This window comes from Staphylococcus shinii, assembly GCF_017583065.1.
GTDB lineage: Bacteria > Bacillota > Bacilli > Staphylococcales > Staphylococcaceae > Staphylococcus > Staphylococcus shinii.
Genome location: NZ_JAGEVL010000005.1, coordinates 105,219 through 130,047, shown reverse-complemented (window position 1 = coordinate 130,047; position 24,829 = coordinate 105,219). Strand labels below are relative to the sequence as shown.

The following is a 24,829-nucleotide window of genomic DNA, read 5'->3' as shown; positions in this document are numbered from 1 at the left end:
TTATCTTTAAGTGATTTTCACAACTAAGCGTGCCGCTTCTCCTCGGGCTAAACGGTCAAAACCTTCGTTTATTTCTTCTAACGATAAAGTATCTGTTAACAGTTGATCTACGGCCAGACGCGATTGTTTATATAAATTTACAAATCTTGGTATATCGCGTTCAGGGACACAACTCCCTACATAAGAACCTTTAACTGTGCGTTCTTCTGCTGCAAGTGTAACTTGTGGAAACGAAAAATTATGCTTTGGGTCAGGCAGACCAGTTGTAGTAGTCGTGCCGCCACGTTTTGTTATTTGATATGCAACTTCCATTGCTGGCACAACTCCAGCAGTTTCAAAAGCATAGTTAACACCCCCACTTGCATAGGCTTTAACATTTTCAACTACATTATCATCTCCCGAATTAAATACTGCTGTTGCACCTAATGATTTTGCTAACTCAAATTTATCTTCATTTATATCTAATGCTATAATCTCACTCGCACCCGCAAGACGAGCACCTAAAATAGCATTAAGCCCAATACCACCTAATCCAACAACTGCTACTGTACTACCTGCACTAATGTTAGCTGTATTTATAACTGCACCAATGCCTGTTATCACTGCGCAACCAAATATGGCTACTTTTTCAAAGGGTATATCCTTATCTACCTTGACAATTGAATTGGTTGAAACAACTGCGTATTCCGCAAAACCTGAGATACCTAAATGATGATACATCGTTTGATTATGTTCTGATTGTAAACGAAAACCACCTGCTAACATTTCTCCCTTTTCATTAGAAGCTGCCCCATTTTCACATAATGCTGGTCGTCCTTCTCTGCATGGAATGCAGTGACCACAACTAGGAATAAACGTGCATACGACATGATCACCCTTTTCAAAATCTGTAACGTCAGGCCCTAATTGTATAACTTCACCTGCCGCTTCATGACCTAACACCATTGGCATAGGTCTCGGACGACTGCCGTTAATCACCGACAAATCTGAGTGGCATAACCCTGCAGCACCAATTTTTATCAACACTTCATTAGTTTTAGGCTCAGATAGTTCTAATGTTTCTATTGTTATAGGCTTACTTTCAGCATATGGCTCTGTGCTTCCCATTTCATGTAATACTGCAGCTCTCGTCTTCATTTAAAACCCTCCTTGGTTAACGTACGTAAATAATTACAATAAATTTCAGTCTTAAAATTATATTATTCGTAGTAGCCATCAGTAGATTTTCTTAATCCTTCAAATTGCTCTCCATCATGGCCAAACCAAATTTGCGCATCTTTTTCTTCAGCTAAACGTTTAATTTTTTCTACTGATTTAGTCCAACCGATTGAATCGTATAAAATACCGGGGGGTTTTAATGTTTCTCCCATACTCTCTTTCGTATAAATTGCATCAGAAGCCAATATAATAGTACCAAGCTCAGCGCTTTCTATCTCTAGACCAATCATGCCCCAAGCATGGCCACTACCATAGTTTAAAATGCGCACCCCTTCTACAAGTTTCAAATTATCTTCTTCTTTTTTAATCGTTCTCCATTTTAGGTTATTCTTAATCCATGCATCGATGTCAGCCCAAATATAAGCACCTTCTTGTTGGTTACGAGCATATGTCTGCATCGTCCCATTCAATTCATCATTGTGAACAATAATTGTTGCATTGGTAAAATATTCTAAGCAACCTGCATGATCTAAATGTAAGTGTGATGCCACAACAAAGTCCACTTCTTTTGGATCTACATTGATTTGTTCTAAACGATTTGGTAAATGACAAGCTTCATCAGCAAAATAAGGAAATGCTTTTTGAGTAGCACTAATCCACCTACCATTCTCACCCATTGCATTAGGATTACATGCAGTATCAAACAATATTTTGGCTTCAGGATGGTCTATAAATACTGTGTAAATAGGAAATTCGTGCATTTCATTTTTGGCTTCGGGATTGTCTAAAGTAGCTTGATTTGAATTAGCAATCATCAAATTCTTATCCATCTTCATACGTCCATTATCTAAAACATACATTTTCATGCGTTCTTTATTCACATTCACCATCACGATACACCCCTTTTTAAAATTGTATAATTACATTATAATTGTAAACGCTTACAAAAATCAATTTTTTAATTATTTAAAACACATGTTTATTTTAAAATTTTATAATGCTTATTTTTAAAATAAATACGCCTAAATACATAAAAGCGCAGTGCAAAAATCTAAAATAGTCTTTTAGACTTCTGCACTGCGCTTTTAATATTATTGTAACCACTACAATGTTTACTATTCATAAGATGCAGCGTAATATTATGGTATTAATTTAGTGCTTTTTATCGTTTGGAATATTTCATCATCCACGATAACTTCAACATTAGCATGTTGTCGTAATATACTTGCAGGTAGTGATTCAGATATATCATCTTTCAAGAGCTGCTTGATTGCATCTCGCTTATGTCTACCTAATGCTAGCAAAATTATTCGCTTCGCTCGCATAATAGATGTAAGCCCAAGCGATATTGCTTGTTTAGGTACATCTTCAATCGTTTCAAAGTGTTTACTATTCGCCTTAATTGTCGAAGGTGTCAAATCCACTACGCTCGTTACGCTGTCAAAAGATGTATATGGTTCATTAAAACCAATATGCCCATTCTCACCAATACCTAAAATTTGAATATCTGCTGGCCCTATATCACATAAAAGCTGTTCATAAACTTTAGATTCATGTACAACGTCTTTTGCATTTCCCATTGGTAAATGTATATTATCCTTCTGCCATGAGTCATTATGCTTAAATAAATGTTCATTCATATATACATGATAACTATGTTTATGATTTGGCGCTAAGCCAACGTACTCATCTAGGTTAAATGTGGCCACCCGTGATAAATCAATTTGGTTAATGTTTAATAACTCTGATAAACATTTATACACATCTATCATTGTATTTCCTGTGGCCAAGCCTAAAACTGTATTAGGTTTAGATTTGACTTGTTTTAATAACTCAGTTGCTACGTATTGGCTAGCAATAGTTTGATTTTTCAAATTTATAAGATTCATCGTTTCACCATATCTTTCTTCAATCATTGACATATCCCCATATATTTCCTCATGTTATACTAAGATGTTTCATTTTCTAAAAGCGCCTCAACCTCATTTTTTATCGTAGTGACATGAGGACCATATATAACTTGAACGCCATTCCCTTTTTGAATAACACCTCTAGCTTGCGTAGCTGATAGCATGGATTTGTCCACTTCTTTATCAGTGTTTAATGTCACTCTTAAACGTGTAGCACAACAATCAACTACGTCTATATTTTCTTTACCACCAAGTGCTTTGATTATTGTTTGTGCACGGTCTGTTACTTCTACAGCTTCTGTTGTCACTTCATCTTCACGGCCAGGTGTTTTAAAATTAAACTTCGTAATCAAGAATCTAAAAATAAAGTAATACATTATAAACCAGATGATACCAATAGGGATAACCCACAAGAAATTTGTTTTAGAATTTCCTTGAAGTACACCAAATAGTAAAAAGTCTATAAAACCTCCACTAAAAGTTTGTCCTACTGTTATATTAAAAACGTCCGCCATCATAAATGCTAGGCCATCTAAAAATGCATGAATCACATATAATAATGGTGCAACAAATAAGAAGCTAAACTCTAAAGGCTCTGTAATGCCTGTTAAAAATGATGTTAATGCTGCAGATAACATTAATCCCCCTACAACTTTTTTACGTTCTGGTTTAGCCGTATGATAAATCGCTAATGCTGCTCCACAAAGTCCAAACATCATAGTAATAAATCTACCCGACATATATCTTGAAACACCTGAAAAGTATTTTGTAACGTCAGAATCCCCTAATTGCGCAAAGAAAATATTCTGCGTCCCTTGTATCATATGCCCTTTAACTTCTAACGATCCTCCTAAAGCTGTTTGCCAAAATGGTAAGTAGAAAATATGATGCAATCCAAAGGGACCTAATAATCTCAAGATAAAACCAAAGAAAAATGTACCAATTATTCCTGTTTTATCTACTATTCCACCAACACCAAAAATCCACCCTTGTACTGTAGGCCAAACAAAAAACATAATGACACCCAATACAATTGAAGCAATTGCTGTAATAATCGGTACAAAACGCGAACCACCAAAGAAACCAAGATAATCAGGTAGTGATATCTTATGAAACTTATTGTGTAAAAGCGCTGTCATTATACCAGTGATAATACCACCAAATACACCTGTTTCCACAGTTTGAATACCCAGTACCATACTTTGTCCTGCCTCAGCTAAATTATCTTTTGCTAATGTCCCAGTTATCGTTAACAAGCCATTCATTGATGCATTCATGATTAAAAACCCAAGCATTGCCGCTAATCCAGCAGTCCCTTTATCACTCTTTGCCAAACCTATGGCTACACCTATCGCAAATATAACTGGTAAGTTTTGAAAGACGATATTTCCTGCAGACGACATTAAAATAAATATATTCTGTAATAAACCAATATCTAATACTGGATAAGCTTTGACCGTGTTTGGATTACTCAATGCGCCCCCAATGCCTAGTAATAACCCTGCTGCCGGCAAAATTGCTATGGGTAGCATAAATGATTTCCCAAATTGTTGCGCTCTTTCAAACAATTTACTCATAATAGATAACCTCCTAATTACCATAAATATACAACTAACGAAAATTTTAATCAACGCCTATCATTATAATGAAAATTATTTTCACATAAGTATTGATTTTTAATACGATAAGTATATATATTTATAAAAAATCGAGGCTAAGACATTTATAAATGTCTTAGCCTCGAATATTATATTGGCAGTTACTAACAATATTGAAAATCAACTTGTCATAAGTCTTGCCGTAAAAGGTATTACGATTAGTCAACGGTAGAGGAAAAAATAATTTTGAAAAACGTTTTCTGCCTTAATCCGTCTAAGATAATTATTTAAAATATGTCACCTAATGTGACAGCCATAATTGCTTTAATCGAATGTAATCTATTTTCAGATTGATCAAAAATAACAGCATGTTTTCCTCTGAATACATCATCTGCAATTTCCATTTCAGTCAAACCATATTTTTCATATATTTGTTGACCTACTTCTGTGTTTACATCATGAAACGCTGGCAAACAATGTAACACGATAACATCTGGATTCATCGTATTCATTAACATTGATTCATTTACTTGATAAGGCAACAATTGATTGATACGGGATTCTAACAATCCTTCATCTTCACCCATAGAGAACCAAACATCTGTATAAATTGCATCAGTTTGATATATCGCTTGTTGAATATCATCAGTAATCAAAATATCACTTTGTGAATCAGCAGCGTATTTTTGAGCCAATATTTGAATATCTTTATTCGGTTGTAAAGATTCTGGTGCAGCAATATGAACATTAACGCCTAATATTGCGCCAGTAATTAATAAATCATGTGCCACATTATTTCTAGCATCGCCGACATAAGTTAATGTCTTTCCTTTTAAAGTGCCCCAGTTTTCTTTTAATGTGAAGAAATCCGCAATCATTTGTGTTGGATGCCATTCGTTAGTTAAGCCATTCCACACTGGTACGCCAGCGCTTGTTGCAAGTGCTTCTACGTCCTTTTGGTGATGTCCTCTAAATTCAATACCATCATACATTCTACCTAATACTTTTGCAGTGTCTTCTGCAGACTCTTTAACTCCTAAGTGAATATCGCCTTGTCCAAAATATTCAGGGTATGCACCTAAATCATAGGCAGCAACACTGAAAGCTGAACGAGTTCTTGTAGACGGTTTTTCAAATAGGAACGCTAAGTTTTTACCTTTTAAATAAGGATGTGGGATATTACGCTTTTTCTTTTCTTTTAATTCACCAGTAAAATCAATTAAAGTGTTCAATTCATCAGCAGAAAAATCGCATGTTTTCAAAAAATGTTTGCCTTTAAATGTTTGTAACTTATTTAGTGCTGTTGTGTACGCCCCAATTCCATCACTCCAATATTTTTATAAGATTTATATACATAATAACTGTAATTTCAAATAAAATCAAGTATAAATATACTATATACTGTATAATATTAAATTATTCCGTAATTATTCGCTATTAAAATACTCTATTTTTACACATAAGCGTAATTTTATATCACTTAAGCAATTAAAATATCAGATAATAAACAATTATGAAGTTAAAGATTTCATTTATGCGTTATACAACATTCAACACTTTCTATATAGTACCTTTGTGTTGTAACAAATTAATCAATGGAGGTGAATTGTGATGTTTAAAGACATTTTAGCTCTTCTAAAACAAATCGTTGCTCATTTCGTTTCCGGCGGTTTTCAGGAAAAATAACGGCGTACATTTTTGTTCTACCTAAAAAACCTCATAATCACATTAAACTTTAAAAATGAATAAAGTTAACAGTCGTTAAACGTCGATGTATCAAAAGCCTATTGAGCTATCCCACCATAGCTCAATAGGCTTTTTATTGTATGCTTATTTTCAAATTTTTTGCTATGTACTTTTGAATAGAGATTTCATATTCATTCAAAACTTTGGTGAGATATTCTATTTCAATTTATAACAAACAAAGCAGGAAGTAGAACAGTTCAATCATTTTAGTAAAAATTGATTTCTGTCCTACTCCCTGCTTTAGTTAGTATTAGTTATTCATTTGAGTATATTGTTTTAAACAACTTCCTTATTTTCACTTATACCTCTCTTCTGGTGTTTTTAGGAACCGCGTCATAACCGCACTAGCTACATATAAAGCAAATATTAAGTACATCATACCTTGCACACCAATACTATCGTAGAATAATGCAACTAAACCGGGACCAGCAAAAACACATAAACCAGCACCTAAATTCAATATTGCCATTGCTGGTCCTTTATCACCATCATGCACAAGAGATGGTACTAGTGCTGATATTGGCACGAAACCAGCTAAACACATCCCCCATAAAAACCCTATAGTTCCCACGATAAATACGTTTCCAGTAAAAATTTCAGGAATAAAATATAATCCTAAAGTGAAGACAGCACAACCAACACCGCCGATATATGAAATGGTGTTTTTCCATCCAATCTTGTCGCTCAAAGCCCCAAATATGATATTAAAAATAATGTTAGCTATAAAAATAGTGCCCCAAATATTTAACCACGTTGTTGTAGCGATACCTTTGGTGGATAAATATATTGGAAGAAACAATGGAAATGCGTATTGCGCTGCCTGGTTTATAATTCTTACAATACAGGCTACTGCTACACGAGGCTCTCTTTTTAATATTGTAATACCAGCACCCATTTCTTTCAGATGCGCTTTAAAACCATCTTCTTTATGTTCAAGTTCAAATTTATCACGATTTACAAATACTGCTAAAAATGTTCCGATAAGTACCCAAATAATCGCTGTCCATAATGTAAAGAAATGCCCAAATAATTGAATTGTAATTGAAGAATAAAATGATCCAAGGACGCTTAAACCTCCTGTAAATACAAACCAAAACCATCCGACAGCTGCGCCTAAACGTTTTTGTGGAGAACGATATGCAACCCATACTAAAAATGAGTAAGCAAATAGAGGATAACCGAAACCTCTAATTGCATATGATGGTATCATCATTTCATAACTCATTGTTGGAATTGCTAAACCTACAAAAATAATATGTCCAATAATATATAGCAATGTACCTAATAACATTACTTTTCGCGGCCCGATCACTTCCACTAAAACGCCAGAGAACCAAGAGCCAATAGCAATAGTTACGCCATAACAAGTTGTTAATAATGCCGTTTGTTGTACGGATAAACCTTGTTCATGTAGATATGGGCTAATCCATGCTAATTCTAGACCGTCTCCCATCATAAATATAAGTACACCAATGTATCCCCATATTAATGTTGGTGGCATTCCCATTTTAGCTAATTTCTCATTCATCTATAACACCCCTGTTTATAAAATATCATTCCTAATTATCCTTAATTTCGAGAATATTTTTACCCAATGCTAAAGTTACTTTATCCATCATGCGCTATTCACTAAAATTAGAAAGCGCTTTCAGATATTGTAGTTATTTTATTTCATTTTTTTATTTTATGCAAATTTATTTTCGTTTATTTTCGTTATTTTAGGTTATCGGTAATAAAACACTAAAAGTTTTAATTTTAAAATAATACGTTGCCTCGTTTTTTCTTATCTAAAAAGTGTCTTTTTTCAAAAATCTAATAGATTTTTAATGTAATATTTTATTTAACAATGATTGAAATTTTTTATGAATGCGATTACAATTAAGGATATTTAGTCATCATATGACTTGATGATATCTATTTTATGGGAGATGTGATTATTATGATGCTTCTTGTTGCTTTTAGTGCAGTTATTGTTCCGTTTATTTTCTTAGTATTATTACGTATGTCTGCATTAAAAGGAATGACGATAAGTGCAATTATTATAACGTTATTAGGGGTTTTTGTTTGGGGGATGAATGGTGATGTTATCATTGCATCGCTATTACAAGGTACACACAAAACATTTACTATTCTTTATATTTTATTTGGCGCCCTTTTATTACTCAATACATTGCGTCAAACTGGTGCAGTAATTCGCATTAATGAAGGATTCAAACAAATATCAGGAGATATGCGTGTCCAAGTTATCTTAGTTGCTTTTTTATTTGGCTCATTAATTGAAGGTGCCTCCGGATTTGGGACGCCTGCAATGGTAACTGCTCCACTAATGGTTGCCTTAGGATTCCGACCAATTATCGCAGTTGTAACTGCATTAGTTGCAGATAGTGTAGCCGTTTCATTTGGTGCAGTTGGTACACCAGTCCTTGTAGGACTCAGTACATTAAATGACGCAGATAGTTCTTTCTTTCAATCAACGGCAATACGTATTACAACTTTAGATTTATTGAGTGGTATTTTCATTCCTATTATTTTAATTACTGCAATGGTGTTATTCTTTGGCAAAAATAATAAACTTAAATCTATCGTTGAAATGTTACCTTGGCTTGCACTAATTGGTATTGTTTATGCTGGTTCTGCATTTATATATGCCTTTTTATTTGGCGCAGAATTTGTTGCTATTTTAGGCTCTCTTACTGGATTAATCGTTGCTGTTATTTCAGCTAGAAAGGGTTGGTTATTACCTAAAGAAGAATGGACAGATGGCTTAAATCCTGATTATGAAGTCACTACAAAAGAGCAATCAATGCCATTATTAACTGCTTGGGCGCCATATTTAATGGTTGTTGTCTTATTGTTACTTACAAGAACTGTTCCAAGTATAAAACATTTTACAACGCAAGTATTGGATCTTACATGGAATAACATTTTAAATTTTGAAACAATCACATCTGAATGGGAGATTTTATATTCGCCAGGAACGATTCTTATACTTTCAGCAATTTTTGCTGTTTTTATACAGCGAAAACCATTAAAAGATATAGGACATGCTAGCCTTGATTCATTAAATACCATCAAGACAACTGGAATTACGCTCATCGCTACACTTGCGATGGTACACGTATTTATTAACTCTGGTATTAACACACATGATTTAATCAGTATGCCAGAATATATAGCTAAAGATATGGCACATTACTTAGGACCAATTTGGTTATTTGTCGCTCCATTTTTAGGTGCGTTAGGCTCATTTATAACTGGAAGTGCAACTGTTTCTACATTGACATTTTCACCTATCCAATTAAATATTGCTGAAACAATTGGCGCCGAGCCATTCACTGTATTAGCGGCTCAAATTATCGGAGCAGCTGCTGGAAATATGATTTGTGTACACAATGTTGTAGCTGTTTGTGCTGTTGTTGATATGCCGGGTAAAGAAGGCAGTGTTATTAGAAAAACACTCGGACCTGCCTTAATATATTGCTTACTTGCAGGTATCAGCGCTTTCATATTTACTTGGTTGTTCTTTTAGCTAATATTAATTTTAAAGGAATATTTTATAACCTGCTTTAGATTTCTAAAAATTAAATAGTATTTGAAACTAACATAATAGTTTCAAATCGGCGCATTAGGAAAGCATACTTGCAAAAGCCCTACTACTTATTTCTATGAGATAGTGGGGCTTTAATTATATTCATCATTATTTAATTATTTTACTTGAATATCTAATACCAATAAAACTTAATAAGGCTATTATTACTCCCCCTGAAGTAAAGACTCCACCTAGAGTAATCAAAGGAATAACCAAACTGATAACTCCTAAAGATAGAGTGTCTGCAGCGTAATTGGATGTTGATGACAGGCTGAAAACTTTACCCATTAAATGGTTGGGTGTCTTAGTTTGTATTGCTATAGATCTTGTTAAGCCCTCTACAGACTGACCAACCCCGACTAGTATAGCGGCTACATATAATATTAATGTATGAGGGAACATACCAATGATTAGTAACCCTACTCCCCAAATAAAAACGCCTAAACTAAATTTGAAAATAATATATTTTTCAGATAAAAGCCCTACTATTAATGAAGTAAGTAAAGATGCTACTCCAAGGAAAAAAGTGGCGAGGCCGTATACTCCAACACCTTCTTCCAATGATTTAGCAATAAATAAAGGTAAAGCAACTCTCCACACGCCTGTATTTATAAGGATACATAAGAACTGTATGATTATAATATATGGTATTTCTTTAGACCTTTTAATGAACTGCCAAGATTCGGAAAAATCTTCTTTTGCATTTGTTTTCTCAGAAGTTTGGCTAGGCTTATATTTTATTAAAGCATTTGCTATGAATCCTAAAAATAACAAAAGGCTACAGATATAAAATATTCCAACATTTCCTACAAGTATAACTAACACACCTATTAAAGCAGGTAGTATAATATTAGAACCTCGTTGCAAGCTATCTATTAATGCATTACTCGTTGATAGGCTTTCTTTTGAAACGATTTCTGGTAACAACGCTCTAAAAGCAGGGTCTGTAAAACAATTTAGTATCGTGATTACTGTCGAAATAATTAATAAAGTTATGTAATTTAGTTGTCCTATTAAGGATAGCAAAGGTATCGATAAAATTATGAATGCTAAAATTAAATCAGATAAACAGAGTATTTTCTTCTTATTATGTTTATCAGAAAATGCTCCCCCAAATATGCCAAACAAAATAAAAGGAAGCGTTTGGCTCATTACCATTATTGATAATTTCCAAGACGAGTTATTAGTTAAATCAATAGTAAACCAAATTAATTGTAAAGAAAACAGAACAAAACAACTACGTCTAAAAAAATTACCCGTTAATAAGTAAGTAAAATCTTTAATTTTCAAAATATCTACATACGTCACTTTTATCACCTATTTTTAATAATTGAATAGACTTACTTATTCATTTCGAAAACAAATTATACTTACATCGCGAAGGCTTAATAATAACTCTGTCGCTTTTAAATTTTATTATTACTATACTCTTTTTAAAATCATATTTATACCTTTAATTAATTTTAAAAAAATATTTAAAAATTAATTCACTACTGAAAATAAAAGTAGGTTGTTTTTTATAGAGTTAATATCAACTACACCAAATAACATTTCAAAAAATTTAGGTTTTATAAATTCTTAATATTATCATCAACGTAATTATTTTGATAAAGTACAGTTAAATCATTATATATATGGGTACTACGTGGGGATGGGATATGCATATGAAATTTGAAAGTATAACGTTATTAACGTCAGAATTGGAAGAAACAAGACAGTTCTACGAGGAAACATTAGAGTGTCCAGTTGAAATCATTGACGAAGAGGGTTTTATGGTTCAAATAGGTGAAACAGAATTACATTTTAGAGATACACATAATAACAACCAACCTTATTATCATTTTGCGATTGATATTCCTTATAATCATTTTTATGATATGAAAGACCATTATCAAAATATTTTATTTTTGTTGATGGAGAACAAACAACATACAACTTATTTTGAATCTTTTGTAGCACATTCTGTTTACTTTAATGATCCTTCTGGAAATATTGTCGAATTAATTGCTAGAGTCTCTAACATGACAGAAGAACCTGAATTTTCAAGAATTAGCGAGATTGGTTTTGTATGCAATGATACAGAGTCTATCTATCAAGCTTTAGCACAATATCATTTGGAAACACATGAACAGAAACAGTTTGTACCTGACGCCTTGAATTTCCTAGGAGACACACGTGATGAAAGTTTTATTTTATTAACACCTGAAGATAGACGGTGGTTCTTTTCTGAAAAGACATCAACCGCCTTCCCAATAGAAATTAAAACGCAACAATTTTATTTAACTTATGATCACTTTCAACAATGGCATTTAACGCCATCATAATTATGACATAATAAAAACGACATGCATAAGTGGGAAATCAGTATTTTTGATTCCCCACTTATGCACGTCGCTTTTTATACAATTTAAGATTTTTCTAGACTTGTCTAATTAAAATCAACGATTATCCCAACATATATGTCCCGTATATTAAATACTAAGCATATGAGACATCAATTTATTCCGTCACTTGAGCTTTATCACTGACAAACTTTTTTAACGTTTTGTTCAGTCCATCTTTCGCTTCTTGATCATAGCCATATGTCCCATCTTCATTTGCAGTAATGTGCTTATCTAAAATAAATCTACCTTTATGAATCGTATCTGCCCCTAGCTCTTTAATCACTGGGTCTAAGCTATACTGAATTGCCAGTACATGTGCGAATGTGCCTCCTAATGCTAAAGGCAATACAGTTTTCCCAGTAAATGCACCTCGTGGTAATAAATCGAGATAAGTCTTAACTATACCTGAATATGCTGCTTTAAACACTGGGGATACGATGATAATGCCATCTGCATTTTCAATTTTTTTGTGCGTTTCATTAATTGAGTCGTTCGAAAAATCTGCTGTAATTAATGCTTCAGCATCAAGCTGATGGACATGAATGACTTCAGTATCAATTCCTACACCATTCAAATATTGTTCGGCATAATCCACAACTCCGGTTAAACGTGATTGTATTTTATTGCCACCTGCAATAATAGCTACACTTGTCATATTAATGAACCCCTTCCCATAACTTGCTATAACCTCACTATAATAAACTACATATAAATATGCTGGATTTGTTATGTTAATTATTCTATGAGCCTAGCGTATCATCAATGATTAATGCTGTCATAATATTCGTCTTAAAAACTTATCTCTTTCCTTATATCCCATAAAAATCATTATTCTGGAATCTGCTCGATAATAACAATTTCATTATTTAAATTTATGTAAGCACATGTCCCAGCGTCAATACTTATATGCCACTTATAAACTCCTGATTGCGCCATTGCATCACAAAAGGTTGGGAAGTCTGTTTCACCTGCTTGATGTTGTACCAATGCTTCTTTCACTTGCTCTTTATCTGTATGTTTTGCTATAGGTACAGTACTTTTCACACCTGTATCTATAATTTGTTCTCCATTTTGATGCGTATATACTGTTGTTCCAATTTGAATATCAACTGTATTAATCGTTATTCCCATTACTTTAAACGCTTTAAATAATTTTGGAAAATCTACACCAGTATATTGTTGATGTGCTTGATGAATTGCAGACAATGAAAAAGTCATAATGTTTCTCCTTAGTATCTTGTTTTTTATTATCATATCTTTAAAAGTTTAGTAAAACAAGGTTTTTTACAACTAAATACCGCGTAATAACTTTACACAAAATAAATAAAATTATTATAAGATTTTAAATAAAAGTCCTTTTGCTTATCAAATTAAATTGCCAGATGTATAATTGTGATAGTTTTTAAAAGGAGTGGTATGTTATGAGTACATTTTCCAACGAAGAAAAAGTACAAATTTTATCTGATATTGTGGCAATGAACACAGTAAATGATAATGAAATTGAAGTGTGTGAATATTTTCAAAAACTATTTGCACAACACGGTATTGATTCTACGATTGATAAAATTGACGACCGTAGAGCTAACTTAATTGCTGAAATTGGTGAAGGACAACCTGTTATCGGTATTTCCGGTCACATGGATGTTGTTTCTGAAGGTGATCATAGTCAATGGACTTACGAGCCATTCACATTAACTGAAGACGATGGTTTCTTATATGGACGTGGCGCTGCAGATATGAAATCTGGTCTTGCCGCTTTAGCCATTGCACTAATTGAAATCAACAATACACAATCATTAAAACAAGGACGTATTAAATTCTTAGCAACAACTGGCGAAGAAATGGAGCAACTTGGTTCACAAAGTTTATACGAAAAAGGTTATATGGACGATGTTGAGGCACTTGTAATAGCTGAACCATGCCAAGATATGATGGTTTATGCACACAAAGGCTCAATGGACTATCGCATAAAATCTCACGGTACATCCGCACATAGCTCAATGCCAATCCTCGGCTTTAACGCAATTAAGCCCTTAATCGAATTTATTCAAGATATAGATGCTTCTTACAATAAAATTTCTAAAGAAGTACAAGGCAACGCTTTAGATTTCACTCACTTTATAGATAGAATGAAACAATCCCTACCTGCAACATATGCTGCAGAAGAAATTGAAAATGCCCTACAAGGCCTTGTAATCACAAATACTTTAATTAAAGGCGGCGTTCAAGTCAATTCTGTACCAGAAGATGCAGATGCAGACTTCAATATTCGTACAATCCCAGAGTATAATAACGATCAAGTTAAAGCATTGTTTGACGATACAATTGACAAACATAATGCTAAAGGTGCTAAATTAGAAAGTGATTTATACCTTGATTTAGACCCTGTTTTGACTACAGGTGAAAATAGCTTAATCGATACTGCTCAAGCAATTGCTAAATCAGCATTTGATAAAGATTTCATTGCGGCTCCAATCGGTGGCGTTACAGATGCTTCTAATTTATTACGTGGCAAAGATGAAAACTTCCCATTCCTAGTATTTGGTCCTGGTGAAAAACCACATCAAATTGACGAACGAGTTGAAAAATCAATGTACTTCAAATTTATTGATTTCTATACAGACTTATTAACTACTTACACAAACAACCATAAATAGAATAAATCATTAAATATGAAAAAGGGCTTAACTCTTATGTATTATAAGACTTAAGCCCTTTTTCATATTCTTTATGCTATTACATATATTAATAATCTACTTACATTTATTTATTGGAAATGTGTATCTATTGTTGTATTGTTGTGCCTACATTTTCACCATCTTGTAATTTTTTAATAATATGTGCTTCACTTCCTGCTGCAATCACAACTTTTTGACAGCCAAGTTCAATTGCTTGGATTGCGTCTTGTACTTTAGGAATCATCCCTCCATATATCAATTCTTGATCGATAAAGCACTGAATACGTTCTGCGTTCAACGTAGACTGTACTTCTTTATTAATTAAAACACCTGGAATATCACTTAAAAGATAGAGAGGCGCATTAAGTGCTTGTGCTATTTTATAAGCTAATGTATCCGCGTTAATATTATATAATTGTGACGTTGCTTGGTTCATACCAATTGAAGCAATGACTGGAATAAATTGGTCCGTTATTTTATCAAATACAGATGTATTTATATCTTTGGGTTCACCTACATATCCATATTTCTCGTCTAGTGGCGCTACATCAAAAAGTTTAGCATCTATACCATTCATACCAATACTTTGTATATTAGATTGATTAATTTTACTTACTAGACCTGGGTTTACATTACCTACTAATGTCTGGCTTGTTATTGACAATACTTCATCTGTCGTAACTCTCAAACCATCTTCAAATAAAGGCGCTACACCTTGTTGCTCTAATGCTTTATTTATAAATGGACCACCACCATGCACAATGATTGGTTGGTAGCCTTGTTCCTTTAATTTAGAAATATCCTCAATCGTCGAAGCATGTAGATTAGTTAACGTGCTACCGCCTATTTTTATAACAATATAACTCATACGATACACTCCTTACGTTCTATACGATGCGTTAATGCGCACATATTCATATGATAAATCACAACCATATGCTGCCGCTTCACCATCACCGTTTCCAACTGAAGCTTCTATTACAATGTTATCTTCTGTTAAACGTTCTTTTAATAATTCCTCATCAAACTCTAAATGAATACCTTGTTCTAATACTGGTAACTGACAAAAAGAAACATTTGTCTCATTTGGTTCTACAAATTGTGATGCGTAACCTATTGCGTTTACAATTCTGCCAAAGTTTGCGTCTTCACCATGTATAGCCGTTTTGACTAAATTAGAAGATACAATGCTTTTAGCAATCTTTTTTGCTTCTTTAACATTAGGCGCACCTGTTACTTTTGCAGTAACTAATTTCGTAGCACCTTCGCCATCTTTGGCAATTGATTTCGCAAGGTATTGACTTACAAAGTTGAAGGCATATACAAATTTATGCCACTCTGGATGTAAAGCATCAATTTTACTATTGTTCGCTTGTCCATTAGCCATACATAGTACCATGTCGTTTGTACTTGTATCACCATCAACCGTAATCATATTAAACGATTGATCCGTTGCTTGTTTTAGACAATAATCCAAAGTATCTTCATCAATATTAGCATCAGTTGTTATAAATCCAAGCATTGTTGCCATGTTTGGATGTATCATACCAGAACCTTTAGCACTACCGCCAACGGTAACCGTCTTACCATCAATTTCAACTTGTACTGATAAATGTTTAGTCGCTGTATCTGTTGTCAAAATAGCTTGATTGAAAAATTTACTATTATTATATTCTTCTTTCAAAACGTGTTGTGTACCATAATGAATTTTATCCATAGGTAGAAACGCACCTACAACGCCTGTCGATGCAACACCAACGTTTTGTTGCTCAATATTCAAATGTTCTGCTACCCAAGCTTGTGTATCTAGCGCATCTTGCATTCCTTTTTCACCTGTACATGAGTTTGCATTCGCTGAATTAACCACAATTGCTTGTAATGTTTTATTAACGTTAATACTATCTTCAGTTATTTTTAAAGGCGCTGCCTTAAAACGATTTAGTGTATATACACCTGTAGCTGTTGCTTCTGTAGTCGAGTAAATCCAACCGAAATCTTTTTTCTTTCTTCTTAATCCTGCATGAAATCCGCCGGCGATATATCCTAAAGGTGAACTTACATCACCTTGTAAATCTATATTTAATTGGTTTAACGTATCAATTGTTTCAATATCTATCATCTTCTCTCCCCTTTCAAATTAGTTTATGGATATACTGGTGTTTGAGTTAATCCTGTATTTTCGTTCCATCCATACATTAAATTTAAATTTTGTATTGCTTGGCCGCTTGCCCCTTTAACTAAATTGTCAATTACCGATACTATAATTGCACTTTGGCTTTCTTCATCGACATAAATCCCTATATCACAAAAATTACTGCCATATACTTCTTTTGTTTTAGGATAATTGCCAAGATCTCTAATTCGAACAAATGGTTTATCATCATAATATTCTGTGAAAATTGCATGTAAACCTTCATTAGTTACATGTTGATTAAGTTTTACATAAATTGTTGATAAGATGCCTCTTGTCATCGGTACAAGATGTGGGGTAAATACTACTTTTATATTTTCATTTGCTAGCTTTGAAATATACTGTTCTATTTCAGGTTTATGTTTATGCTTACCTATCGCATAAGCGCTAAAGTTTTCATTCATCTCTGAATAATGGACATGCTGTGCTAATGATCTTCCAGCGCCTGAAACACCAGTCTTGGCATCAATAATAATAGAATCATTGTTAATTATTTGTTCGTCAACAAGTGGGTGTATCGCTAACAATGTAGCAGTAGGGAAACACCCCGGATTTGCAACTAATTGCGTATGGTTTTGTTCAATATTTGACCATTCTGCAATACTGTAATTGGCTTTTTCTAATTGTTCTTGTGGTGCTGCTGATTCACCATAGAATTGTTTATATACAGATCTATCACCCAATCTGAAATCACCAGATAAATCAATAACTTTTATATTTCTTTCAATTAATGATGGTGCTAAACCTTTACTTATATTAGAAGGTGTTGCGAAGAATACAACATCACAATCAATCTGCTCACTATTCAGTGCTTCATATTGATGTGTTAAGTGACTCAAGTGAGGAAATGTTTCTTTGATTGGTTCATCAATTTTTGAATGTGAGAATATATATTTAATATTTACATATGGATGATGTGTTAATAACCTAATTAATTCAATCGCTCCATAACCACTGCCTCCAACAATGCCAACATCTATCATGACGTTCATTCCTTTCTGAATATTCGGTCTTTTATAATACTATTTTCCGCTTTTTTCTAATACTTCAGTGATGACACTGATCACTTTATCAATTTCTTGTTCATTAATAACTAGTGGTGGCGCAATACGAATAATATTACCTTGGGTTTCTTTACATAACACACCTTTTTCAATCATCTCTAAACAATATGGTTGCGCTGCTTCTGTTAGTTCTATTCCGATAAATAATCCCCTACCTCTCACGTCAGAGATGATGTTACTATCTATAAGTTGCAATTGATTTAATAACTTTTGTCCAAGTTTTGCAGAATTCTCTATTAGCTTTTCTTCAATTAGCACATCTAATGCAGCCATTGAAACCGCACAAGCAAGTGGATTTCCTCCAAATGTGGAACCATGTGTACCTGGTGTTAATACATCCATGACATCATGATTAGCTAATACTGCCGATATTGGGTATAGTCCTCCGCCAAGTGACTTACCTAGTAAATAGATGTCAGGTTCTACACCTTCCCATTCCGTTGCAAACATTTTACCTGTACGTCCAAGGCCGACTTGTATTTCATCTGCAATAAATAACACATTATGTTCATCGCATAATTTGCGGACTTCTTTGATAAAATTATCAGGAGGAATATTGACGCCACCTTCACCTTGAATAGGTTCTAATATAATAGCTGTTGTATTCTTATTAATTAAATCTTTCAAATGACTTAAATCACCAAAGTCAGTGTAGTGAACGTTATTTAATAAGGGACCAAAACCTTGTTTATAACTTTCTTGAGAAGACAGCGATAAAGCGCCTAACGTACGACCATGAAAGTTTCCCTTCATCGCAATAATTTCACCTTCACCATCATTAACACCTTTTATGTCTGTGCCCCATTTACGAGCAATTTTAATTGCTGTTTCAATAGCTTCGGTGCCTGTATTCATTGGAAGAACCTTTTCTTTATTAGCAAGTGAGCATATCTTTTCTTCCCATTTTCCTAGATTATCACTATATAGAGCACGAGAAACCATTGTTATTTTTTCACTCTGTTCTTGAAATGCTTTTATAATTTTAGGATGACAATGCCCTTGATTGACGACTGAGAAACCCGAAACACAATCTATATAACTATTGTCTTCTACATCCCATACTTTAGCGCCACGACCTTTAGCCAATGCTAATTTTAGCGGGCTATAATTGTTCGAACTATACTGATCTGTTAGTGCAAATAAATCGTTCATCAAAAATCCTCATTCCTTTTATATTTATTCTTAAAACTGAATTAATATTCATATATGATACGCTTATTTTTTCTATTAGTCAAAGGTTTTTTTGAATTTTTACACTAAAAAAATATTTAAAACCTTGATTTATCGCAATAAAAATATAAGTTATCTAAATTTTCAAAATAATTAGCGTGGGGTGATTTAATAATTTATATGCATTTATTCTGCATAATATATAGCATACCGTTAAATTGTACTCAAATGAAATTGCGTTAGTTTGTTGCGCAAAACGTTTCAGACTACCGTAACACATAAAAATAATAAAAAAGGCGAGCACACGAATTAAAAAATAATTTATTTTCGTATGCTTGCCCCCACAAAGTTGACTTGTTTCTCTATAGTTTCAGACAAATTTAAAGTTAAATGATCATTAATAGTAATGTGCCATTAAGTCATCGTTAAAACTCTTTTGTTATATTATTTCTAATTAGTTGAATCAATCTTCTGTTGTTTGTGCTATTTTATGTTTCTCTCGTAAATCCTCACGCATATCTTCATTTATTTTCTTAGCACGTTTAAAATAAATACTTTCAAAATAACTAGACGTAGCAATTTTATAAAATATTAGTGCGATGACGATAATGACTATAAAATCATACGGATAATGAATCCAGTTCATACCTTTAAACTCCTTACTTCCTATAAATGATAAGAAAGCAAGTACAATAAGGTATAAAATAATCCACAAACTACCTCCGATTTGTTTCTTAGTATTTTTCCAATTCATTTTATATTCATAAAAGAAGTAAATTGGTAAACCTAGAATAATAATAAAGATTACTTGTGCAGTTGTCGGCCACATCGCCCAATAAATCGCTAGCGACGCCATAACAAAGGAGAATGGTGCCATAAATTTCAGTAAGTTTGCACGAAACGGCCTATGCATATTAGGAGCCATTTTCCGTAATGAAATAACTGTGGTCGGACCAGTTAAATAGGCCACTAGTGTTGCTGTTGATATAACACTTGCTAATGTCGCCCAATCTCGGAACAATGACACCATTACCATGCTAATAATGGCATTAAAAATAATAGCCACACGTGGGATTTTATATTTTTCATTCATTTTTCCTAAAAATTTAGGGATGTGACCATTTTTTTCCATTGCGCGTAGTACACGACCAGTCACCGCAACAAATGATACGCCTGTACCAAAAGGTGAAACAACAGCTTCCATATATAACAAAATAGCTAACCAATTTAAGCCTAAAAGAATGGCCATATCAGCAAATGGAGAGTTAAAGTTAATGCCACTCCAACCATTTTCATGAAGCATGTCACTAGGCATTGATGTAATAAATGTACTTTGAAGCACTATGTATAGCACCGCACTTAATGTTAGTGAAATAGCTATGCCTCGCGCGATATTCTTTTCGGGTTTTTGTATTTCTGACCCCATATTAATAATCGTTTGGAACGCATTAAAAGAAAAGATGATTCCAGAAGCAGTGGTCGCTGCAAATATCGGTGCTGAACCATAAGGCATAAATTGACCTACGGTATGCCCGTAATTACCTGAATCGAATCCAGAAATCATTAACATAATAATCGTCAATAAGGGCACACCTAATTTAAATATTGAAATTAAACTTGTAAATGAGGTTAACAGTTTAACTGACCAATAGTTCAATAACGAAAAGATAATAATAATCACAAACACTGCCATTAAACCAGCGTTGCTTATAGAACCATCTTTCATTAAGCCTGTGGTGAATTTTGCCCATGACCATGGCCAAGAGCTCATATATTGTACTGCTGACACTGCTTCGATGGGGATAATTGTTACTAACGACACCCAGTTAGCCCAAGAGGCAATAAACCCTAACAACGAACCATGTGTATATTGCGCATAATTACTCATTCCACCAGATTGTGGAAACATCGTACCTATCTCTATGTAGTTATAAGCAATTGATCCAATGACTACAAAACCTATAATCCACGAGATAATTGCAGCTGGGCCTGCTATAGATGAGGCTTCCCAAGCACCGAACAACCAACCAGAACCAATGAGTGACCCTAAACCTAGCAATACCAACTGCGGTAAATTAATCTTATTACTTTCATCCTTTTGTTCCATAATTACTCCTATTTAAACGTCTTTTATATCATATCAAGGAAATGTAAAGTTTATACACGGTCTTGTATATTTCGTTATTATACTCTGATTAAAATTCAAGTCAAATCAACATTTCAACTGCCAAACTATGTATGTTTTGGTATTTTTATACAAAATAGAGATAACTACTGTATGATAGTTTTGTACAATTAATACGCTTTGACCTCACGATACAAACAACGTGAAGGCTTATTTTTTAATGTTACTCATTTATTCATTTAAAGTATAAATACAAATAAATTCTAAAAAGTAGCAAATGTTACTTGAAGCCTATAACCTCAGCGTTTAAAGCATTTTATATTACATAAAAAAACAAATTTAACATCACATTTACTTTTAATGTGTATAAATACAAAATAAAAGCAGTATTTACAATTTATTCTCAAAATACCTTGTAAATACTGCTTTTTTTATAATGTCACACAAATATAAAAATTAAATAAATCACATTACAATCAAGCATAATCTTATAGCTATATTACATTCCTCTATAAAAAGAGCTGCTATTTGTGTAAAATAACAACTCTTAGCTATACTTAGTTTTTATGCTTTTCTTCTTCTTCCCACCAAAGTGCGTCCTTAGGATTTTTCACAACATCTTCAAAGTCCGCCTGTGTCTCAACGTTTGGATAAGAACCTCTAAGTGATTTATTAGATGTAGATTTGAACATCGTTATAAAAATAATAAGTCCAACCACATTGATAAACATTAGATAATATGAAGGTGCAATTTGTTGTCCTGTAGTTTCTACTAATGTAGAAAGGATAAATGGTGTTAAACCACCAAATACCGCAGCACCAATATTATATACAAGTGATAAAGTACGTAATCTGACTTTCGTATGGAACATACTTGGTAAAACTGAAGGCATTACACCTTCAAATGTAGACATGAATAATGCAATAATAAACAAGCCTAATAATACGAATGGAATCATTGGTATACTCATTAACCAAAAAGCAAGTACGGAAAATAAACTAAACCCTGCTAATCCAAATATTATTGTGCGTTTATTACCGACCTTATCACTATACCAACCGAAGAAAAACACTGCAGGTATCATCATTAACATTGTTATAGTACTTAATATAGAACCCATCGTTCCACCTAAGTTAATAGTTGAGTTAAGGAAAGATGGCATATAAGATAACACCATGTAGTTTGCGACATTTAAGAATGCAACACCAGTGAAGCAAACGACAACGTCTCTCCAGTAATATTTGAATATATCTAAATAAGAATATTCTAATTCTTCTTTTTCCTCTAATGTAGATTCATAAGCCGGACTTTCATCCAATCTTGAACGTAAAATAATTCCCACAATACCTAATGGTGCAGCAAGAATAAATGGAATTCTCCAACCCCAATCTGCCATTTGTTGATCACTTAGTAATGAATACATCAAGCCTGCTAAAATCGCCGCCATTATATTACCAGCAAGTGTACCAATTTCTAAACCGCTTCCCAATTTACCACGAGTCTTATCAGGCGCTGTTTCAGCAATATAAGTCATTGCGCCTGCATATTCCCCACCTGTCGAAAACGATTGAATCATACGAACTACTAGCAATAGAATCGGTGCCCATATACCAATTTGTTCTTGTGTTGGTAATAAGCCCAGCATCAGTGTGGATGCTGCCATAAGTAGTATTGTTGTCGACAGTACAATTTTCCGTCCATATTTATCCCCTAAATGACTGAAAAATATACCACCGATAGGCCTAACAATAAATGCAAAAGCAAATACAGCAAACGTAGATACTATTTGCATTTCTTGCGGTAAATTGCCAAAGAAATTTGCGCTTAGAATGACTGCTAATTGTGCATATAAACCAAAGTCAAACCATTCAATGGCATTACCAATACTTGTAGCGACCACGCCTTTTTTAGCTTGATCCGAATCTACTCTGTTAACTTTTTCCTTTTTAAACTTCACAAATAAAAACACCCCTTAATTTGTTTCCATCTAATATAACATAACCTCTATATCATTTTATAAACAATTAAAATTCGAATAATAGTCGTTTTAAATCCTCAAAAAATATCCAAAATTTAAATGTATAGAGCATTTTATAACAGTTATATTTAATGTGAGTGACTAAGTTAAATTAGCATTTCAAGTTATACAATAACTTATATTTGTGATAAGAACTCACTTCCTAGCTTATAACTAGGCCTGTTAAATTTTGTTATAATAAGAGCATCAACAACATATGGAGGCGTATTTAAAATGAAACAAATTTACTTTAACCATGATGGTGGCGTAGATGACTTAATTTCCTTATTTCTTCTATTACATATGGACGATATCAAACTTGTTGGTGTCAGCGCCATTGGTGCAGATAGTTATATTGAGCCCGCAGTAAGTGCCTCTCAAAAAATTATAAATCGTTTTTCTGAACATCCTATTCACATAGCCGCTTCAAAAGAACGTGGAAAGAATCCATTTCCAAAAGATTGGCGTATGCACGCTTTCTTTATGGATGCGTTGCCTATATTAAACGAGCCTACAAACGGTCAATCTAATATACTTGAATCTGAAGCTTATCAAGATATAATTGAAAAAATTCAAGGTAGTCCCGAAAAAGTCACTTTACTCTTTACTGGACCACTGACTGATTTAGCTAAAGCAATTGCTGTAGATGCTACTATTGTTCAAAATATCGAACGATTAGTATGGATGGGCGGGACATTTTTAGAAAAAGGTAATGTAGAAGAACCTGAGCACGATGGCACTGCAGAATGGAATGCATTTTGGGATCCAGAGGCTGTAAAAACAGTTTTTGATACAGATATTATAATAGATATGGTTGCTTTAGAGAGTACCAATCAAGTACCTATGACATGGGATGTTAGACAGGGATGGGCAAATGAACGTCATTATCCAGGGGTAGATTTCTTAGGTGTAAGTTATGCTGCCGTTCCACCATTAACTCATTTTCAAACAAATTCAACTTATTTCCTTTGGGATGTCCTAACTACAGCTTATGTTGGCATGCCTAATCTGGTTCATAAGCATGACTTAAATGTATCTGTGTATACAGAAGGTCCTAGCCAAGGTAAAACTTATGTCGATGATTTACATGGTAGACCAATTTCAGTAATCGATCATGTTGAGCATGATAATTTCTTTAAATATATTACGGATTTAGCTAAAAAAGTTACTAAGTAATAGACGAAAAAACCCAGAACCA

The 24,829-nt window shown here is 33.5% G+C and carries 19 protein-coding genes; 4 read left to right on the top strand and 15 right to left on the bottom strand.

Going from position 1 to position 24,829, the window contains the following annotated elements; translation table 11 throughout:
• Positions 1-6: 6 nt before the first annotated feature.
• The 6 genes from J5E45_RS07115 to J5E45_RS07090 form a co-directional block, all read right to left on the bottom strand.
• Complete coding sequence (locus J5E45_RS07115; protein WP_107548502.1) at positions 7-1,137, bottom strand: zinc-dependent alcohol dehydrogenase family protein; 1,131 nt, start codon at positions 1,135-1,137, stop codon at positions 7-9.
• Positions 1,138-1,199: 62 nt separating this feature from the next.
• Complete coding sequence (gene ahlS, locus J5E45_RS07110; RefSeq protein ID WP_039067461.1) at positions 1,200-2,048, bottom strand: AhlS family quorum-quenching N-acyl homoserine lactonase; 849 nt, start codon at positions 2,046-2,048, stop codon at positions 1,200-1,202.
• A 249-nt stretch (positions 2,049-2,297) separates the two neighbouring features.
• Positions 2,298-3,047: a glucosamine-6-phosphate deaminase gene (gene nagB, locus J5E45_RS07105; RefSeq protein ID WP_107548525.1), complete on the bottom strand. Its 750-nt coding sequence runs from the start codon at positions 3,045-3,047 to the stop codon at positions 2,298-2,300.
• Positions 3,048-3,106: 59 nt separating this feature from the next.
• A complete protein-coding gene (gene ptsG, locus J5E45_RS07100) occupies positions 3,107-4,645 on the bottom strand; it encodes a glucose-specific PTS transporter subunit IIBC (RefSeq protein ID WP_069793188.1) in 1,539 nt (512 codons plus the stop codon).
• 308 nt (positions 4,646-4,953) lie between these two features.
• On the bottom strand, positions 4,954-5,985 hold the full coding sequence (argF, locus tag J5E45_RS07095) for an ornithine carbamoyltransferase (RefSeq protein ID WP_107550225.1): 1,032 nt from the start codon (positions 5,983-5,985) through the stop codon (positions 4,954-4,956).
• Between the two features lie 722 nt (positions 5,986-6,707).
• Positions 6,708-7,940, bottom strand: a complete 1,233-nt coding sequence (locus tag J5E45_RS07090; protein WP_208181938.1) for an MFS transporter — start codon at positions 7,938-7,940, stop codon at positions 6,708-6,710.
• 411 nt (positions 7,941-8,351) lie between these two features.
• Here J5E45_RS07090 and J5E45_RS07085 point away from each other — a divergent pair, with 411 nt between their 5' ends.
• A complete protein-coding gene (locus J5E45_RS07085) occupies positions 8,352-9,941 on the top strand; it encodes an L-lactate permease (RefSeq protein ID WP_039067467.1) in 1,590 nt (529 codons plus the stop codon).
• Positions 9,942-10,109: 168 nt separating this feature from the next.
• Here J5E45_RS07085 and J5E45_RS07080 read toward each other — a convergent pair whose 3' ends face one another.
• On the bottom strand, positions 10,110-11,309 hold the full coding sequence (locus J5E45_RS07080) for an MFS transporter (protein WP_208181936.1): 1,200 nt from the start codon (positions 11,307-11,309) through the stop codon (positions 10,110-10,112).
• A 356-nt stretch (positions 11,310-11,665) separates the two neighbouring features.
• Between J5E45_RS07080 and J5E45_RS07075 the strand changes: the two genes are divergently transcribed.
• Positions 11,666-12,325, top strand: coding sequence for a hypothetical protein (locus J5E45_RS07075; protein ID WP_039067567.1), 660 nt, complete (start codon positions 11,666-11,668; stop codon positions 12,323-12,325).
• Between the two features lie 175 nt (positions 12,326-12,500).
• Here J5E45_RS07075 and ssuE read toward each other — a convergent pair whose 3' ends face one another.
• Together ssuE and J5E45_RS07065 are read right to left on the bottom strand one after the other, a co-directional pair.
• Complete coding sequence (gene ssuE, locus J5E45_RS07070) at positions 12,501-13,040, bottom strand: NADPH-dependent FMN reductase (RefSeq protein WP_039067470.1); 540 nt, start codon at positions 13,038-13,040, stop codon at positions 12,501-12,503.
• A gap of 173 nt (positions 13,041-13,213) precedes the next feature.
• Positions 13,214-13,603, bottom strand: a complete 390-nt coding sequence (locus J5E45_RS07065) for a DUF1398 domain-containing protein (RefSeq protein WP_039067471.1) — start codon at positions 13,601-13,603, stop codon at positions 13,214-13,216.
• Between the two features lie 203 nt (positions 13,604-13,806).
• On the opposite strand from J5E45_RS07065, the gene J5E45_RS07060 reads away from it, so the two are divergent.
• Complete coding sequence (locus J5E45_RS07060) at positions 13,807-15,042, top strand: ArgE/DapE family deacylase (protein ID WP_039067472.1); 1,236 nt, start codon at positions 13,807-13,809, stop codon at positions 15,040-15,042.
• A 127-nt stretch (positions 15,043-15,169) separates the two neighbouring features.
• Here J5E45_RS07060 and argB read toward each other — a convergent pair whose 3' ends face one another.
• From argB to J5E45_RS07030, 6 genes are all read right to left on the bottom strand, one after another.
• Positions 15,170-15,931, bottom strand: coding sequence for an acetylglutamate kinase (argB, locus tag J5E45_RS07055; RefSeq protein ID WP_039067474.1), 762 nt, complete (start codon positions 15,929-15,931; stop codon positions 15,170-15,172).
• A 12-nt stretch (positions 15,932-15,943) separates the two neighbouring features.
• Positions 15,944-17,182, bottom strand: a complete 1,239-nt coding sequence (gene argJ / locus J5E45_RS07050) for a bifunctional glutamate N-acetyltransferase/amino-acid acetyltransferase ArgJ (protein WP_039067475.1) — start codon at positions 17,180-17,182, stop codon at positions 15,944-15,946.
• Between the two features lie 23 nt (positions 17,183-17,205).
• Entirely contained in the window at positions 17,206-18,237 is a 1,032-nt protein-coding gene (gene argC / locus J5E45_RS07045) for an N-acetyl-gamma-glutamyl-phosphate reductase (RefSeq protein WP_069793192.1), read from the bottom strand.
• Between the two features lie 39 nt (positions 18,238-18,276).
• Positions 18,277-19,470, bottom strand: a complete 1,194-nt coding sequence (rocD, locus tag J5E45_RS07040) for an ornithine--oxo-acid transaminase (protein ID WP_039067478.1) — start codon at positions 19,468-19,470, stop codon at positions 18,277-18,279.
• Between the two features lie 481 nt (positions 19,471-19,951).
• Positions 19,952-21,595: an APC family permease gene (locus tag J5E45_RS07035; protein WP_039067479.1), complete on the bottom strand. Its 1,644-nt coding sequence runs from the start codon at positions 21,593-21,595 to the stop codon at positions 19,952-19,954.
• 575 nt (positions 21,596-22,170) lie between these two features.
• A complete protein-coding gene (locus J5E45_RS07030; protein ID WP_039067481.1) occupies positions 22,171-23,571 on the bottom strand; it encodes an MFS transporter in 1,401 nt (466 codons plus the stop codon).
• A gap of 294 nt (positions 23,572-23,865) precedes the next feature.
• Here J5E45_RS07030 and J5E45_RS07025 point away from each other — a divergent pair, with 294 nt between their 5' ends.
• A complete protein-coding gene (locus J5E45_RS07025; protein WP_208181935.1) occupies positions 23,866-24,807 on the top strand; it encodes a nucleoside hydrolase in 942 nt (313 codons plus the stop codon).
• Positions 24,808-24,829: the final 22 nt, after the last annotated feature.